Raw genomic sequence first — 15,687 nt, 5'->3', positions numbered from 1 at the left:
TTCCCCATTTATGCCATGTAAATCTATATACCCTAATTGTATGGCCTTGCTTTCAGTTTATACAAGCCATAAGAAGAAACCCCGGACCATCGGCAGCAAAACGCATCTGCGCGAAAGCTCGGGGCTAGTCCGTTCTTCTACTAACTCGAAGTTGAGAGAATTACAGGAATTTCTGCAAATTGTTGAAGCTGATCGCCAAGCTCTCGAACGGATCACGAAGGCAAGTGTCTTGTTCGACAATATACCACTCGACTCCGATCTCGCGGCAAGCTGCGATGATTTCCGCCCAAGGCATGTTGCCCTCGCCGATTTCCGCGTACACCTGCTTATCCTCAACGATCGCCATGTCCTTCAAATGGACGGCACCCATCCGGCCTTTCACCTTACGCACCCATTCGGCCGCACTGCCTCCGCCTGCATGCACCCAGTAAGTATCGATCTCGAAGCCGAATGAATCCGGATCCGACTCGTCCAGCAAAATTTGCAACGCCGGCTTGCCGTTATATTTCTCGAACTCGAACTTATGATTGTGGTAAATGAATTGCAGCCCGGCTTCCTTCAGCTTGCGGCTAACAACCGACGCTTCTAAGGCGAAATTGGAGTACCCCTCGTACGATCCGCGATATGAAGCCGGAATGCTGCCGATTCCGATGTACTTGCAGTCCCACAGCTTATGCTCCGCCACCAGGCGATCGAAATCGTCCTTCATCCGGTCATAGCTAACATGAGTAGCTACGATCTTCAAGCCGTTCTCGTCGGCAAGCTGCTTTACGACAGCCGGATCGATCGGACCGACGCCCGACACTTGCACCGCCTCGTAGCCGATGGCGCGCACCTTCTTCAACGTCTGCGCCAGATCCTCCGGCGTCTTGCAAAACTCGCGTAGCGTATACAGCTGAGCGGCAATGTTTTCTCGCTTCATAATCGTCACCTCAGGAATTGGAATAGGAAAAACGGAAGGCAATCTTATTTTAGCGCCAGTAACGCGTTGCTGCAAACTTGTTAATTCGAAAATCCGCTACAATACCTGACAGCCTTACAGCCATTCGTACAAAATGACGCGATTGCCGAACGGATCCTGAATGCTCATCTCCTTGGAGCCCCATGGAGTCTTGCTTAGTCCGGGACGCGCGTTGCCGTAGTGCTTCGCAAGCAAGGAAGCATGATATTGTGCGATCCCTTTCATTTCGATGCGCACCGCCGAGCCCGGCGTACAATCGCCGTGATGCTCCGACAAGTGCAGCTTCACCTCGCCGAGCGACACTTGCATGTAGAGCGGCAGGCTCGGCTCGAACCGGTGCTCGAAGTCGACTTGCATGCCGAGGAAGTCCACGTAGAACGCTCTGGCTTTGCTCTCGTCAAAGCTGCGGAGAATCGGGATCACGCCATTCCAATCAGGGGCTGCCGGCGTTGTCGGATGTGAGCTGTCGGCAACGATTGGCTCAGCGGCTCTTGATTCGTTGTACGCTCTAAGCATCGTATAGCGATTGCGCACGCGATGCGCCTCGCGCAAGCTGCGCTTGAGCAGTTCTTCGTCGATGCCGATCTCCTGAGGCGTCGTCGGTCCGCCGGCACCGGCGAGCCATTCCCGGAGCTGCTCCGGCGTCGGCAGCCACTCGACCAGCTCGTCCATCTCCGGCCAGTCCGCCGGACGAGAGATGCTGCGGTACAGCCACGCGATCTCCGCGCTGGCAACCCCGACCTTGGCGCCGTGCAGCAGCTGCTTGCGGCCAAGACGCAAATATTCCATCTCCCAGTAATGCGATAGATGATGTTCGGAGCCGGACGCCGAGTGCGACTGGCCGAACAGCATCATGGCGAGGCCGGATTGGATAAGCGCCTCCATCAGCGTGCGCAGCCCCTGCTCGCTGCCCGAGGCGATCTCCTCCACATCCCGAAGACAGCTGTCGAGGGCTTCCTGGGTGAGTTGCGCAACCGCAGGGCAGTAGGGCTCGCCGGCCGCACGGTGGGCGAACTGCCAGTCGAACAGCGACGTGCACTTGCCAAGCATGTCTCCGAACCCTGCCGCCGTTAGGCGCTTAGGCGCCGCCATCAAAACATCCAGGTCGGCGAACAGGGCGATCGGCGCGATCGCCGGCAGCGTCGTCTTATGGCCGCGGAGGATGAGCGGAGCGCCGACGGAATTGAAGCCGTCCACGGAAGCCGCTGTCGGGACGGAAATAAACGACTTGCCCATCTTGAACGCGGCATAACGCACCAAGTCGTGAATCGTGCCTGCGCCGACCGCGAGCAAAGCGCTCACGGCGAGATGCGGCACCTCGATCATGACTTGCACCAACGCCGCCTCATCGGCCACTACATCGCCTTGCTCATTCGGCTTCACGAGCACGAGCTGCGCGTGGATGCCTTGCTCCGCCAGCAGATGCATCAGCTTCTCGGCGGATGCTTCGTACGTGTTCGCATCCGCAACGACCGCCACACTAGTATGGTGTTGCGCAGCCAAATACACCGGCACACGTTGCAGCGCGCCGCGCTCCACAACAATCGTCTCGAGTGTAACCGGCTTATGATGGCCGCACTCGCAGGAGGCGGCGGCTGAAGCGGCCCGTTGCAATAAATTAGGCACGAACATCCCTCTTCTCGAGTTGGGGTAAAACGAACTGATCGACGGCATAGGCGATGCCGTCTTCATGCATCGTTTTCGTCACGAATGCCGCTCTAGCCTTCAGCTCCTCGATCGCATTGCCCATCGCGATGCCGCTGCCGACGGAAGAAATCATCTCCAGATCGTTCAGCCCGTCGCCGAACGCCGCCACTTCTTCCGCACGCAGGCCGAGATGGTCGAGCAGTCGCCGAAGCCCTACCGCTTTGTTCATCCCCGCCGGGTTGATGTCGATCGCCCACGGGCGCCAACGATGCGTATAATAAGCTTGAACCGTATCAGGGGATGCAAGCGGTACGCTCAAATAGCCGGTTTCCTCCTGTTCGTCGCAGAAGACGATGCATTGATAAATGTCCGGGACCGGGTGCTCCGGGCTTGCGATCGGATCAGGCTCCATGAAACCGATTTCCCGCTGCGCCTGGCGGAACCACGGCGAATCGGGGCGGTTCGTCAGCATACGCTCCGAGCCGTACAGGACCAGCCCATGATCCTTCGCCTCCGCCTCCGTCAGCCATTGCTTAACCGTCTCTGCGGCAAACGCGCTGCCGAGCACCGTCTTCCCTCGGTAGCCCACATGGCTACCGTTGCAGGTGACGGCCCAGTCGATGCCGAGCTCCTCGCGAAGCGACGCCATCTCATGCTCGCTTCGCCCGGTGCAGAGCGCCAGCGCAATTCCTCGCTCTCTCAGACGCTGCAGAGCCGCTCTTGTCGAATCGGGCATGTACTCCCGATCCCGAAGCGTTCCGTCCACATCAAAAACCGCCAGCTTGATCATGCTCCACTCTCCATCCTTTTCTTTCTCTATCGACTGTTCTATTATAACAAAGGAAGCTTAAATCGGAATATAAAAGCGAAAAGGAGACGCCCAAGATGGACATCGCCCTGTATTTGATGTTGGCCTTGATTGTCCCGATTGTCGGGTTGGTTGTGTACATCTTCGTCAAGCTGTTGTTCACGAACAAAGTGCCGGACAGCAGCTATACGCCCTTCGATGCGATCATGGGGCAATCGCCAGTCGAGTTTCATGAAGAGAAAGAAGCAAAAGAGGAGGACGACGACCAAGGCGACGGCAATGGCAAGAACAGTCAGCCGAAGCGTATGCGGTACCGCCTGCCGGAGTAAGCCTTCAGCAGCTACCGTTCTCGATCGTTACTTTCAGCTCCGGATAAAGCGTCTGCAGTTCGCTTCGGCGCAGCTCGACAACATTTCGACTCACCGGGCGTGTGAAAATATCGCGGTTAGGCGTTAACGTGACGGATGTGCCGGTCTCTGAAGCAGCTCCGACAATTTGGACGCCTGTGAGCGGGATGCCGCCCCGGTATTGCTGTCGATATTGTTTGCCCTCGCGGCGAATTTCCACGGTCAACAGTTGGGATAAGGCGTTCACGACCGCGATGCTGATCCCTTTCTCCGCCCCCGGCGCAACATACCCGCTCCCTAGCCGCTGCAGATCGGTCATCACCGATTGAACGATCGGCTTCTCCGTCTGCGGAAGTACCTTGACCGGTATCCCTCGTCCATTGTCGGCAACCGTGATGCCTCCGTCCTCGTGGATAAAAATGCTCACCTCGCTGCAAAACCCGGCCCGATGCTCGAGAATCGTATTTTCCAGCACCGCCCAGAGCAGTACATGCGCATCATAGCCTTCCGCAACCGCGGAATCGCCCAAATAGTCGACTGGCTGATTGCGCACTAGCGTCATGTCGATGTAATCGCTCGTATCCAGCACATCGCCTACCGAAGCCAGCAGCAACAACAGAGGCAGCATGCGGGCTCTAGGCACGACGTAACGCCCCCCTCTTTCTTCTTGCTCGAGCAGGTCGGATCCGGTCAAAGCTTTCAGATGATGATACAGCTGCCCTGTCGTACCCATTTGAAGACGTTCCACGAGCTCCACCCCGGTCATTGGCTCCTTCAACACTTCTTTCAATAGATCCAGCCTTTGCTTGTGACCCAGAGCGGCCAGCACTTTAGCCGCTTTCTCCCCATTGATGCCGAGCAGCTGCTCGATCCCGCGTTCTTGCGGCTCCCATTGCATGCGGTGGGCCGTTCCCATCAGGTGGCCGGAATAGTAGATCGCACCGATCGGTTCCTTATCGTGACTTTCTAATACTGTCGCTTCCGATACCGGCAAAGCTTGAATGGCTGCCGTTGGTTTGAAGGTTGCTTTGTCCTGAGGTATCTGGTCGTTGACTAGCCGCTGAACAAGCGAAGTCAGCTCCTCCAATTTATGATGCAGTTGATCGATTTCAGCTCCGTAGTCGCGAGATGTATGCGTCATTCCGTTCATCTCCTTTTGATTAATTACGTAATATCGTATTACGTAATTACATTATATCATAGGAGCAGAGGATTGGGAACCTTTGGTCAACAGTTCGATAAAAAAATGATGAGATCGCGACAGCCATTTTTTCTTGTGATAAAGCAGTCGGATCGAAAAGTCCAGGTCGGGGTGCGCAAAGGCCAAATCGACTAATTTGCCCTGACGGAGCTCATCGTTAACCGCAATCCGCGGCATTACCGCCAAGCCTAGGTTGAAGCGTACACATTGTTTGATCGCCTCTAAGCTTCCCAATTCGAAAGCAACTTCATAAGAAATGCCATGATCTCTAAGCAACCTCACGAAGCGGGTTCGGTACAGGCATGTTTCCTCGGGAAAAATAAACCTTTCGCCAGCCAAATCGTTCAACTCGACAATGGCTTGGCTGCTGAGCGGATGCTCAGGGGCGGCGATGAGCAAGAGCTCTTCCTTACGCAGCGTAACGCTGTCCAGAGACGGATGTTCGGGAGTCTGTTCTTGATCAAGCCAAATTCCAAAATCGAATTCCCCCTCTCTCACCTTTTCCACTAGCAGCGATTCTTGTACCGGGTATAGCGACAGGCGTTTGTCCGGAAAATGGGATTGCCAAGTTTGCAAATAGGGAGGCAAATAGAAAGCGGCCAACGATTCAATCGTCCCGACCGACATGGGGCCCGTTGTCTGCTTTCCCACCTTCTCCTTCGACTCCTGATACAGCTCGAGCATCGGCCGCACCAGCTCCCAAAGCGTCTCCCCTGCCGCCGTCAGCCTCATACCCCGGGCATGCCTTTCGAACAGCGGTACCCCGTAAGCTTGCTCCAGCTTCTGGATTTGCGCCGTGACGCTGGATTGGGCATAACCCAGCTGCTCGGCTGCTTTCGTATAGCTCTGGCAACGAATGACTTCCCTGAACGTTTGGAAGGTGGTCATGTCCATTTGTAAAAGCCTCCCCGTATGGTCCGATTATCGGATTTATCGATAGCATGTATCAAGAAGTATAGATAACTCCGATCAAAACGTCCATGGTATAGTAAGCTCAAATAGTGGATATTCGGAGAGGAGTTGTTGGCTTATGTTGACGGCAGCCACATTACAAGGGGTGTATACACCGGTCGTGACCCCCTTCACTACTAGCGGGGAGCTGGATTTGAGATCGTATCGCCGCTATGTCGAGCGTTTGGTGGAGCAAGGCATTCACGGAATAGTAGTAGCAGGGACGACGGGTGAATCGCCGACTTTGGCTTGGGAGGAAGTCGAACGATTGTACTCTGCAACGGTCGAGGTTTTGGACGCGCTTGGTCGACGCATCCCTGTGGTGGTGGGGACTGGGACGAACGATACGATCGGTACAGTACGGCGAACCGAGCAGGCGCTTAAGCTTGGCGCCGATGCTGCGCTCGTCGTCGTGCCGTATTACAGCCGCCCCTCCGCGGCAGGGATCGTGGAGCACTTCCGCCTGGCAGCCGAAACCGGCCTGCCGGTTATTGCCTACGACATCCCGTACCGGACGGGTGTCTCGCTTAGTGTGGATACGCTGCGAAACATCCTGGCGATCCCGGGGGTTATCGGGCTAAAAGACAGCTCGGGCGGGTTGAGCAATGTGATCGAGCTGAGTCGGACGGAATCGAAGCCGATTTTGTGTGGCGAAGATTTCTACTTCTTTGCCGCATTGTGCGTCGGCGCGAGTGGAGGGATGCTCGCTTCTTCCAGTGTGCGGACGGAACGTTTCGTCGAGATGTTTGCTCAAGTCCGTTCAGGTCAGGCAATTGAAGCGAAAGCCGTATTCGACGAGCTGGTGCCTCTCATTCGGTTGCTCTTCCAGGAGCCGAATCCGGCTCCGCTCAAGTGGTTGTTGGCGCGGCAGGGAATGCTGGATTCCGGCAGCTTGAGGCTGCCGATGACGGAGATTACGGAGTCGTTGCGACAGGAGCTGAGAGCTTATGTATAGTACAAAAAGCCTCAAGCTTGGCAATTGCCAAACCTGAGGCTTCTAGTATTTGACCCGAAATTAGAACGCCCAATTGCCGTTCCGGAAAATCGGCTCGTTCCGGCCGTCGGCCGTCACACCGTCGATATCCATCTCCGCCGAACCGACCATGAAGTCGACATGCGTCAAGCTCGTGTTCACGCCGTGCTCCGCCAGCTCCTCCTTGCTCATGCCGGTGCCGCCTTCAATATTCGTCGGATACGCCTGACCGAGCGCCAAGTGATTGGACGCGTTCTCGTCGAACAGCGTGTTGAAGAAAATGAGATTCGAGTCCGAGATCGGCGAATGGAACGGCACAAGCGCCACTTCCCCCAGACGCCGAGCGCCTTCGTCCGTATCCAGCAAATGCTGCAGCGTTTCCTCTCCTTGCTCCGCCGTCATCCCGGTCACCCGGCCCTTCTCGAACGTGAGCGAGAAGTTGTCGATCACCGTACCGCCGTAGTTGAGCGGCTTCGTGCTGCGAACGACGCCGTCGATCTCGTCCTTGTGCGGCATCGTGAACACTTCCTCCGTCGGCATGTTCGGGTTGAACGGCACTTCGTCCTGCGCCGGCTTGGAGCCGCCGAGCCATACGTGCTTATCCGGCAGTCCGATCGTCAGATTCGTGCCAGGCGCCGTATAGATCAGCTTCCGGTACTGCTTGGCATTCAGGTAATTCACCTTGCGGTGCAGCTCGTCGTTATGGTCGTTCCACGCTTGGATCGGATCGCCCAGGTCGACGCGCGTCGCTTTGAAGACAAACGCCCACAGCTGCTCCACCGCTTCCTCCAGCGGCAAGCTCGGGAACACCTTGGCCGCCCACGCTTCGTTCGCCACACTGATCAAACACCAGCGCGCACGGTAGCTCATGCTGTTGGCGCGGTGCTTCTGCAGAGCCGTCGAAGCCGTCTTCGTCGCCGTCGCCACCCGCTTCGGGTCGATGTCCTTCAGCAAATCGGGATTCGGCGACAAAATCGTCAGGAACGCGCCTTCGCCCGTCGAGCTCCACTGCTCCATCCCCTGCGCTCTCCACATCGGGTACTCCGTGAACGCCTCGTCCGGCGCCAGCTTGTATTTGAGAGCGGTCAGATCGTCGTCGTTCCACTCGACATGCACATTTTTCGCTCCGATCTCGTAAGCGATCTTCGCAATCTTGCGTACGAGCTCCACCGCCTGAATCGGCGCGTTCACGACCAACGTCTGGCCTTTCTGCAGATTGACACCTACCCGTACCGCGAGCTCCGCATATTTGCTCAAGTTGTGATCCATCGAATCGGTGTTCATCGTTTTACCTCCTACTAAGGACATCGTAATCGTACACGGCAAGTATAGGGGCTCCCGTGCCAAATGTAAACCATTCCCTAGGATGCCCTATCTCGGATCAGAAAAGCCAAAAGCACACTCCCAGCATCACAAAAACTTATCAGTTAATAAAAAAGCCGCCGGATCGAAGTCCGACAGCTTGGTTCAAGCTCTTACAGCTTGTTGAAAGTATCCGTAAGAACAGGCACGATCTGCGATTTGCGCGAAACGACGCCTTTGAGCAGGATCCGGTTGTTCTCCAGCGTGCCGCCGTAAGCTTGCTCGACCGCTTGGGTTTTGCCGCCCAGTGCGACGCCGACCGAGTCGTTGTTCAAAATGTCGGTCACGACGAACAGGAACAGATCCAGGGCCTTGGACGCGATGATCGAGTTCAGCGCGTCTTCCAGCTCGGCTTGACGGCTCAGCACATCGTTCACGTCAACCGCGTTCACTTGAGCAATCTCAACTTTGTAGGAGCCCATGGTGAACTCTTTAGCATCCAGCGAGATCAGCTGAGCGATCGTTTTGTCGGTCAGGTTAGCGCCTGCCTTCAGCATATCGAGACCATAGCTCTCCAGGTTCACGCCTGCGATTTCTGCAAGCTCGCGAGCGGCGGCGACGTCTTGCTCAGTGCAAGTTGGGGACTTCAGCAGCAGCGTATCGGACACGATGGCGGACACCATCAATCCTGCAGTCGCTTTGTCGATCGCCACGTTGTTCTCTTTGTACAGCTTGTTCAAAATCGTGGCGGTGCAGCCTACCGGCTCCGCGCGATAGTACAGCGGGTGAGCGGTCTCGAAGTTGGCGATCCGATGGTGATCGATGACTTCCAGCACACGCACTTGATCGATGTCGCTCACGCTTTGTTGACGTTCGTTGTGGTCGACGAGGATGACGCTGTTCGTTTCGCCGGCTACTGTTTCTACTAAGCGAGGAGCGGCAACACCGAATGTATCGAGCACGAATTGCGTTTCGCCGCTGACTGTACCCAAGCGTACTGGCTCTGCGTCAACACCGAGCTTCGTTTTCAAGTTAGCGTAAGCAATTGCCGAGGTGATCGTGTCGGTGTCCGGATTTTTGTGACCGAAAATAAGTACTTTTCCCATTCTGATTCTCCTTCAACTGGTATCGTATCGTTTCAACCTACTCATTATACCTAAAAATAACACGCTTAGAAACGATTATAAACGCAATTTCCGGTTATTCCAATCCCTTTACCTAGTATTCTTTTTGACAATGAAGTGAACAAAGCAAAAAGCCGGGATCTGCCCTATCCCGGCCTCTGCCCGCCTTAATCAGACGAGTGTCGCGCTATTTGTTACTTGAACGGATCCATCTTCTTGTCGGCCGGCAGAACAGCATTGATCTGATCTACGTAGCCTTGGAAAATTTGTTTGCCGCTGAATTTGCTCATCAGCTCTTCGCGGTACTTCGGCCAGTTGGCGCCGCTCTTGTCGTCGAACAGGGCGACGTTTTGCAGACGGGCCATTTCTTTGCGGAAGTCGGCGATATTCATGCCTTGCGGCGGTGCCAGCGTGACCGGCTCGCCTGCGTGCTTCGGAATCGACTCGACGAACTTGAGCACGGCGCGATCGCGGTCGGTCATGCGCGGATCGATCACTTCCAAGCCAACCACGGACGGCTCATCCAGGTTCGTGAAGAACCGGTAGACGCTCAGCCAGTCGCCGTTTTTCGTGATGTCGGCATCGTATGCGGCCGGGTCGATCGTAATTTTGTTGCCTTCTTTCTTAAAATGCTTGCCTTCTTGACCATAATGAGTCAGGATGTAGCCTTCCTGGCTAGCGAGCCAGTCGAGAATTTCGATGGAGCGTTTGATGTTCTCCGGCTTTTTATCCGCCACGGACTTGCCGAACAGGAACGGAGCCGCGCCGCCGGCGGTGCCTTGCTTCCAGCCATACGGCTGCCCTTCGAACGGGAAGATCGGCTGCCAGTTCGCTTTCGGATCGATCAGCTTCGTTTTCGCTTGCACGCTGGTTGGCTGCGAGTCCATCGCTATGTTTTTGTCCGTCGACCAGAAGACGCCGATTTTGTTCTGAGAAGCCTTATCCAGATGCTGTGGCGACTTGTTGACGAACCAGTCCGGATCGAGGATGCCTTCCTTGCCCATATCGACTATGCCCTGGATCACGTTTTGCAGCTTCGGATCGGTTTGGGTTTCAACGAACGTCTTGCCGCTCAGCATGAAGTCCCCGACTAGTCCGTTTTGAATCCATTGCGGGAAATCGAGCGGAATGCGTCCACCGGCAGCAGAGGCGGAGAAGCCGTACGTATCTTTTTTACCGTTGCCGTCAGGGTCATTGTTTGTGAACGCTCGCATGACATTGAGCAATTCGTCGTACGATTTAGGCGCTTTAAGGTTCAGCTTATCCAGCCAATCTTGGCGAACATAGAAGGAACCGTATGTTTGCTTAGGGAACGGGATCGGCGACCGTGCGTGCTTGATGCCTTGCAGCTGGTAGTTGTTCATGGTGTCTTGGCTGATCCATTTGAAATAGTTCGGCATCGTTTGCTGCGTGACAAGCGTGCTCTGATCCGCCAGCAATCCGTCAACCGCATATTTTTGGCTCGCCGCGCCGTCAGCAAGGAACATGTCCGGAATATCGCCGCTCGTAAGAATGACGTTCAGCTTGTTGTTGTAATCGGCGCCAAGCGGCATGTATTCGATTTTCAGATCGACATTGAATTTCTCGTCAATCATCTTCTTCATAAAATCTTTGTCCGCCGACGGCAGGTTGGCGTTAGCAGGTGCGGTGACGAACCAGCGCAGGCTGATTTTCTCTTTTTTGGCCGGGGTTGCGCTGCCCGTAGGGGAACTCGAGGCGCCGGAATTCGAATTGGAATTCGAATTGTCGCCGGAAGAACAGGCGGCGAGCACGAGGCTGGCAATCATCACGGTGCTGACTACTTTAAGCGCTTTCATTGTGATCCTCCCTTTTCGTTCCATTTTCGCAAGAATAAGACCTGCACATACGAGAATCAAGCTCCATTAACTGACAGACGAGGGCGAGCGGCGATCCACCTCCTTACCGTAGTTCACTTAGGCAATGACATGCAGCGAACCAAGGTCGACTTCTCCCTCAAGCGGTTGACGGCTCAAATAACGGGCCACTTCATCCGTGGAAAACTTGCCGAGTCGGTGAAGTCCGTTGTTGACGGCGCCGGCAATATGCGGGATCAGAATGCAATTGTCTAGCTTTCGGAACGGATGGTCAGGCATTGGCGGCTCAGGCTCGGTCACATCGAGACAAGCGGTGAATCGGCCTTTGGCCAGCTCCTCGCACAAGTCCGGCTCGTTGATGAGAGTGCCTCGCGCGGTGTTGATCAACACGCAATCGTCTTTCATCATCTTGAAAGCGGTGGCGTTGAACATGTGGAATGTCTCCGGAATGGATGGCGCATGGATCGAGATCACATCCGATTCGGCCAGCAATTGATCGAGCTCCACCTTGACCGTCCCGATGCTCGCCGCTTCTGCAGCGCTTACAATCGGATCGTACAACAGAACATCAACGTCGAATTGCTGCAGCAGCCGAATGTAGTGGCGCCCCGCACGACCGGCACCTACTACGCCGATCTTCAGTTCATACATCTCGCGAATCTTATCTTTCCCATATTCCCAGCCGCCCTTGCGCGTGCTCTGAGAAAGCGGCCACATGCGCTTCACGGCTGCGATGGTGAGTCCAAGCGCCGTTTCGGCAACTCCTACGCCTAATGCGTCATTCGCGCTGCTCACACGAATTCCGCGTTCGATCAGCGCATCGGATATGATCGGTTTTACCGAGCCGGCGGCATGAGCAACCATCTTCAAGTCCGGAGCCTGTCGAAGCGCATCTTCATCGATAAACGAACATCCCCAAGACGTGATGGCGATCTCCGCCCCTTGAATCAGCTCAATCATTCGCTCCTTGGTCGGGCGAACGGTGTCCGGATTCACTACAAGCTCTCCGAGAGAACGCAGCTTCTCCAGATGCTTAGGCAAAAAGATGCCGGAAGCAACATTATGACTGGCCAGCAGAGCTATTCGAGGCATTTGGCTTCCACTCCTTCTTCATTGACTCACATCTAACTCTTAACAACTCCATTAAACGACTAAAACGCCGTGATGTCAATGAAAAAATTTTGACTGTAACTTATTACTGACTCACTAAAATAATGAATATGAGTCAGACTATTTGCAAACGTAGGCAGCACAACAAAAAGAGCCTGTTTTCAAGGATGATATATCCTTGAAAACAGGCTCTTGCTTGTATTCATTTGTAATTTATCGCGCCTTAATCCGCATCTTCAATGGTTTGGTTGTCTCTGCTTCCGTAGTAACTCTCTACGAGCTGCTGCAGCTTCCTGACTAACACTTCTTCCGAGTACAGCCCCGACCAGTAATACTTGCATTCCTGCAGCAATAAAAGCGATTGCCCGTTCGGGATGTCCAAGTCTCGCATTTTACCGAACGTCGGCACGATCTCCCGATGCATCTGGAAGCGCGACGGCCGATACATCGTCTCCTTGCCGCTCCACTCCGCCGCCGGCTTCAGGGCGGGGATACTTAGCGTTCGCGTCCGGATCGTCAGCTGCGCCGCCTCGGATTGAAGAAATTTCAGGAATGTCCGTGAAGCTTCCTTGTATTTCGAGCTGGACATCTGAGCCAGTCCGATTGTCAATAGCATCGTTTTGGAGTTACCTGAGTATGGCAGCGGCGCCACGTCGTATTCGAAACCGACCTTCTTGAGATCGTTCAGCCTGAAATAGGTCGTCATGATGACCGAAGCTTTTTCTTGCTTAAACAGCTCCTCCGCATCCTCCTCGCGGTCGAAGATCGGGACTAGCCCTTGCTCGGTCAGCAACCTGCGGCAAATGCGCGCGGCCTCCAGCCAAGGACTGTCCACCCAATCCACCTGACCGCCGGATTTCGGGAATTTCATTCCGCTTTGCAGGAAAAATACCGGCCAACGATTGCGTGACTGCAGGTGAGTATAAAAACCAAAACGTTCACCCGGAATAGCAAGCGCTTTAGCATGCTCCAGCAAATCGTCCCAGGTCCAGCTGCTATCAGGCTCCGGAACACGCGTTTGTTGAAAATGCGCTTTGTTGTAGCACAGCATGACCGGCGAGAAAATGAACGGCTGCGCCTTCAGTTCGTCCTCGTGAACAAAACCGCGCGTCAAATACGGATAAATATCCTGATTAGGCGACAAGGTCTCGAACAGATCGACGATCCCTTCCTCCACCAGTTTATTGAAATCGTCCAGGTTGACCGTCAACACATCGATCACGTCGGATTCTAATATTTGAGAAATCTGGTCGTATTGCCGGGACATCAAAGGCAAGGACTGCACGCGTATTTGCGGATATTGCAAATGAAACATCGAGATCAAATGCGCCAAATCGGCTTCGTTTACGATCGTGCTATGATAGGCGAACCGGATACGGATCGCTTTCTCGTCCGGCAAGCTTGCCACCCGGGAGCCGACCTTCGGAATTTTCTCGATTAGCCCTTCGGCTTGCAGCGTCGCCAAGGCGTCCCGAACGGACTTGTTGCTGATCCGGAACTGTTTGCCTAGCAGCCTCTCGGAAGCAAGAAACTCGCCTGCCTGCCGCTTTCCCGTCATGATCTCATCGCGCAATACGCTTACCATCTCGTCCAACCGGTCGTGGAAAGTAGCTCGGCTAGGTCTGTCCGTCATGCAAGATCAACCTTTCTTCAGGGTACCGCCCTGACTCTCTATGACCCTCAGCTTACACCAATTCCGGGATGTCGACAAGATTCCGCACTCTTTTTTGCACGAAATCGCGGAAAATTGATGTATATCTAACTCTAGTTGAATAGGAATTGCACCATATGAACGCTGATTGCGGCTTGCAGCTTTATGCCGCTCCTGCGGCTATCCTCAGTAACTCCTACGAGCGAGATTGTACGACTTTTCATACATGAATCGCAATGGTCCAGCTAGTCGAAACGATTTTGTACGATTTTTGCACATAGTTTGGTTTCCAACCCGTTATTCCGGGCATATTTGCACGAAATTTCATGCAAAAATCGCCCGATTCTATGTATCACGAGCGATTTCGTATGATCTTTCGTATAAAGTTCGTACCGAACCAGCTAAACCGAGCGATTATATACGCTTTTTCATAAAAGCCGTAAGCTAGTAGGGCTCTGAAACCGTCTATGGACGCGGTCGAACGCGATGCGTAGCGGTTGCGGTAAGCGGATCGTCAGGCCAGTAATGTTTGGGGTAGCGACCTTTCAGGTCTTTCTTGACCTCGAAGTACGTTTCCCGCCAAAAGCTGGCCAAGTCGCGCGTCACCTGGACCGGCCTGCTTGCAGGGGACAACAGATGCAGTGTTAGCGGCACCCGGCCCCATCCGAGCCGAGGGGTTTCCTGCAAGCCGAACATCTCCTGCAGGCGAACCGCCACGGCCGGAGCTGCCGCATCGCTGTAATCGATCGGCAGCTTCGAGCCGCTCGGAACGACGAAATGCGTCGGCGCCTGCTCGTCCATTTCGCGCCGCCGTTCCCACGGCAGCGCATCATGCAGGATGCCGGCCAGCGGCAGCCGCTGCAAGTCTGCACGGCAGCGCATGCCGTGCAGATGCGGGCCGAGCCATTCGGCCAAACTCGCGAGAAGCGCCTCATCGGTGTAGTCCGGCAATACAGCGTTCAGTCGATGCAGGAAGACGAGGCGCTCCTGAAGCTGTCGCGCGTTTCTCGTCCATGGCAGCATGTCCAGCCCTTCGCTCGCGATGCCGCGCAGCAGAGCCTGCGTGACGAGCTCCGGGTTCGGCTTGGCGGACGGGACATCCTTCAGCACGATCGCACCTAGAAGCTCGCGGCGGCGCGACTTAACCGTCTGCGGCTCGCGATCCCACTCCACCGTCTCTTCGACTTGGATGTCGCCGGCGAAATGCTGGAGCAGGTCGCCAAGCTCCAGCGAGGAGGCCAGGTCGATGCGACCGTCGCGGCCGAGATCGTCGAGCTCCGCGCAGACGATGTATTCGCTCTTGGAGAGCGGCTCGCTATCGCCGAAGGTGGCGCCACGACCACCCCGCAGCAAGTACCGGCCATCAGGCCGGCGCTGCGCGATGCGGTCGGGGTAGGCGAAGGCGAGCAGCAGCCCGCAGGCGGCGAGCTCGCCGCCGCGCGGCACGGTCGCGGCACCAAGCGCGGGCGTGTCTGAGGCGCGCTGAACAGCCGAGCGGCTGCCGGCCGGCGCAGGAGCTCTTGCCGCCCGAGGTGCAGCGCCAGGCGCGCCGGCATCGACGGCAAGAGCCCGCGCCCAGCGGGCGGCCTCCTCAGCGATGCGGCGCCAGACGCCAGCATCTCCGGGATGGGCTCCGCCCGCACTTGGGTCGCGGCCCATGCCACCGCTACTGCGTATGCCAGTGCTCTCATACGCGCCGCTGCGACTGCTAGTGCTTGTGCCACCGCTGCTCCCTGCTCCAGCACTCGTACCCGCACCGTTGCTTATGCTTGATCCG

The 15,687-nt window shown here is 55.6% G+C and carries 13 protein-coding genes; 2 read left to right on the top strand and 11 right to left on the bottom strand.

Features of this window, described 5'->3' with window-relative positions; all coding sequences use genetic code 11:
* Nucleotides 1-160: 160 nt before the first annotated feature.
* The 3 genes from PKO02S_RS09825 to PKO02S_RS09815 all read right to left on the bottom strand — a co-directional run bounded on the left by PKO02S_RS09825 (nt 161) and on the right by PKO02S_RS09815 (nt 3,398).
* On the bottom strand, nt 161-922 hold the full coding sequence (locus PKO02S_RS09825) for a sugar phosphate isomerase/epimerase family protein (protein ID WP_127581864.1): 762 nt from the start codon (nt 920-922) through the stop codon (nt 161-163).
* Between the two features lie 114 nt (nt 923-1,036).
* Nucleotides 1,037-2,587: a glyoxalase superfamily protein gene (locus PKO02S_RS09820; protein ID WP_307720017.1), complete on the bottom strand. Its 1,551-nt coding sequence runs from the start codon at nt 2,585-2,587 to the stop codon at nt 1,037-1,039.
* Nucleotides 2,580-3,398, bottom strand: a complete 819-nt coding sequence (locus PKO02S_RS09815) for a Cof-type HAD-IIB family hydrolase (RefSeq protein WP_127581861.1) — start codon at nt 3,396-3,398, stop codon at nt 2,580-2,582. The genes PKO02S_RS09820 and PKO02S_RS09815 overlap by 8 nt, the downstream gene beginning before the upstream one ends.
* 95 nt (nt 3,399-3,493) lie before the next feature.
* Here PKO02S_RS09815 and PKO02S_RS09810 point away from each other — a divergent pair, with 95 nt between their 5' ends.
* Nucleotides 3,494-3,745 (top strand): DUF3951 domain-containing protein, encoded by a 252-nt coding sequence (locus PKO02S_RS09810; protein ID WP_127581858.1) that lies wholly within the window; start codon nt 3,494-3,496, stop codon nt 3,743-3,745.
* Nucleotides 3,746-3,749: 4 nt separating this feature from the next.
* Here PKO02S_RS09810 and PKO02S_RS09805 read toward each other — a convergent pair whose 3' ends face one another.
* Both PKO02S_RS09805 and PKO02S_RS09800 read right to left on the bottom strand, forming a co-directional pair.
* On the bottom strand, nt 3,750-4,904 hold the full coding sequence (locus PKO02S_RS09805; protein ID WP_127581855.1) for an ATP-binding protein: 1,155 nt from the start codon (nt 4,902-4,904) through the stop codon (nt 3,750-3,752).
* Nucleotides 4,905-4,955: 51 nt separating this feature from the next.
* On the bottom strand, nt 4,956-5,858 hold the full coding sequence (locus PKO02S_RS09800; RefSeq protein ID WP_127581852.1) for a LysR family transcriptional regulator: 903 nt from the start codon (nt 5,856-5,858) through the stop codon (nt 4,956-4,958).
* Between the two features lie 136 nt (nt 5,859-5,994).
* Here PKO02S_RS09800 and dapA point away from each other — a divergent pair, with 136 nt between their 5' ends.
* Nucleotides 5,995-6,870, top strand: coding sequence for a 4-hydroxy-tetrahydrodipicolinate synthase (gene dapA, locus PKO02S_RS09795; RefSeq protein ID WP_127581849.1), 876 nt, complete (start codon nt 5,995-5,997; stop codon nt 6,868-6,870).
* A 60-nt stretch (nt 6,871-6,930) separates the two neighbouring features.
* Here dapA and PKO02S_RS09790 read toward each other — a convergent pair whose 3' ends face one another.
* From PKO02S_RS09790 to PKO02S_RS09765, 6 genes are all read right to left on the bottom strand, one after another.
* Entirely contained in the window at nt 6,931-8,172 is a 1,242-nt protein-coding gene (locus PKO02S_RS09790; protein WP_127581846.1) for an aminopeptidase, read from the bottom strand.
* Nucleotides 8,173-8,363: 191 nt separating this feature from the next.
* Nucleotides 8,364-9,296 (bottom strand): manganese-dependent inorganic pyrophosphatase, encoded by a 933-nt coding sequence (locus tag PKO02S_RS09785; RefSeq protein WP_127581843.1) that lies wholly within the window; start codon nt 9,294-9,296, stop codon nt 8,364-8,366.
* 212 nt (nt 9,297-9,508) lie between these two features.
* Nucleotides 9,509-11,131 carry a type 2 periplasmic-binding domain-containing protein gene (locus tag PKO02S_RS09780; protein ID WP_164821373.1) on the bottom strand — a complete coding sequence of 541 codons (1,623 nt, stop codon included), beginning with the start codon at nt 11,129-11,131 and terminating at the stop codon, nt 9,509-9,511.
* Between the two features lie 117 nt (nt 11,132-11,248).
* Nucleotides 11,249-12,241: a hydroxyacid dehydrogenase gene (locus PKO02S_RS09775; protein ID WP_127581837.1), complete on the bottom strand. Its 993-nt coding sequence runs from the start codon at nt 12,239-12,241 to the stop codon at nt 11,249-11,251.
* 241 nt (nt 12,242-12,482) lie between these two features.
* Complete coding sequence (locus tag PKO02S_RS09770; RefSeq protein ID WP_127581834.1) at nt 12,483-13,892, bottom strand: extracellular solute-binding protein; 1,410 nt, start codon at nt 13,890-13,892, stop codon at nt 12,483-12,485.
* Nucleotides 13,893-14,375: 483 nt separating this feature from the next.
* On the bottom strand, nt 14,376-15,687 hold a 1,312-nt coding region (locus PKO02S_RS09765), incomplete at its 5' end, for an ATP-dependent helicase C-terminal domain-containing protein (protein WP_281280418.1).

The sequence above is a fragment of the Paenibacillus koleovorans NBRC 103111 genome (assembly GCF_004000845.1).
Taxonomy (GTDB): Bacteria; Bacillota; Bacilli; order Paenibacillales; family NBRC-103111; genus Paenibacillus_AA; species Paenibacillus_AA koleovorans.
The sequence above is the reverse complement of the archived record's forward strand: the minus strand, read 5'-3'. Positions and strand labels throughout refer to the sequence as shown.

Bases quoted from the DNA above. Each gene is read 5' to 3' on its own strand.
- PKO02S_RS09815 (WP_127581861.1), bottom strand. From the start codon at position 3,398: ATGATCAAGCTGGCGGTTTTTGATGTGGACGGAACGCTTCGGGATCGG.
- PKO02S_RS09805 (WP_127581855.1), bottom strand. From the start codon at position 4,904: ATGACGCATACATCTCGCGACTACGGAGCTGAAATCGATCAACTGCAT.
- PKO02S_RS09770 (WP_127581834.1), bottom strand. From the start codon at position 13,892: ATGACGGACAGACCTAGCCGAGCTACTTTCCACGACCGGTTGGACGAG.
- PKO02S_RS09800 (WP_127581852.1), bottom strand. From the start codon at position 5,858: ATGGACATGACCACCTTCCAAACGTTCAGGGAAGTCATTCGTTGCCAG.
- PKO02S_RS09775 (WP_127581837.1), bottom strand. From the start codon at position 12,241: ATGCCTCGAATAGCTCTGCTGGCCAGTCATAATGTTGCTTCCGGCATC.
- dapA (WP_127581849.1), top strand. From the start codon at position 5,995: ATGTTGACGGCAGCCACATTACAAGGGGTGTATACACCGGTCGTGACC.
- PKO02S_RS09825 (WP_127581864.1), bottom strand. From the start codon at position 922: ATGAAGCGAGAAAACATTGCCGCTCAGCTGTATACGCTACGCGAGTTT.
- PKO02S_RS09790 (WP_127581846.1), bottom strand. From the start codon at position 8,172: ATGAACACCGATTCGATGGATCACAACTTGAGCAAATATGCGGAGCTC.
- PKO02S_RS09780 (WP_164821373.1), bottom strand. From the start codon at position 11,131: ATGAAAGCGCTTAAAGTAGTCAGCACCGTGATGATTGCCAGCCTCGTG.
- PKO02S_RS09785 (WP_127581843.1), bottom strand. From the start codon at position 9,296: ATGGGAAAAGTACTTATTTTCGGTCACAAAAATCCGGACACCGACACG.
- PKO02S_RS09810 (WP_127581858.1), top strand. From the start codon at position 3,494: ATGGACATCGCCCTGTATTTGATGTTGGCCTTGATTGTCCCGATTGTC.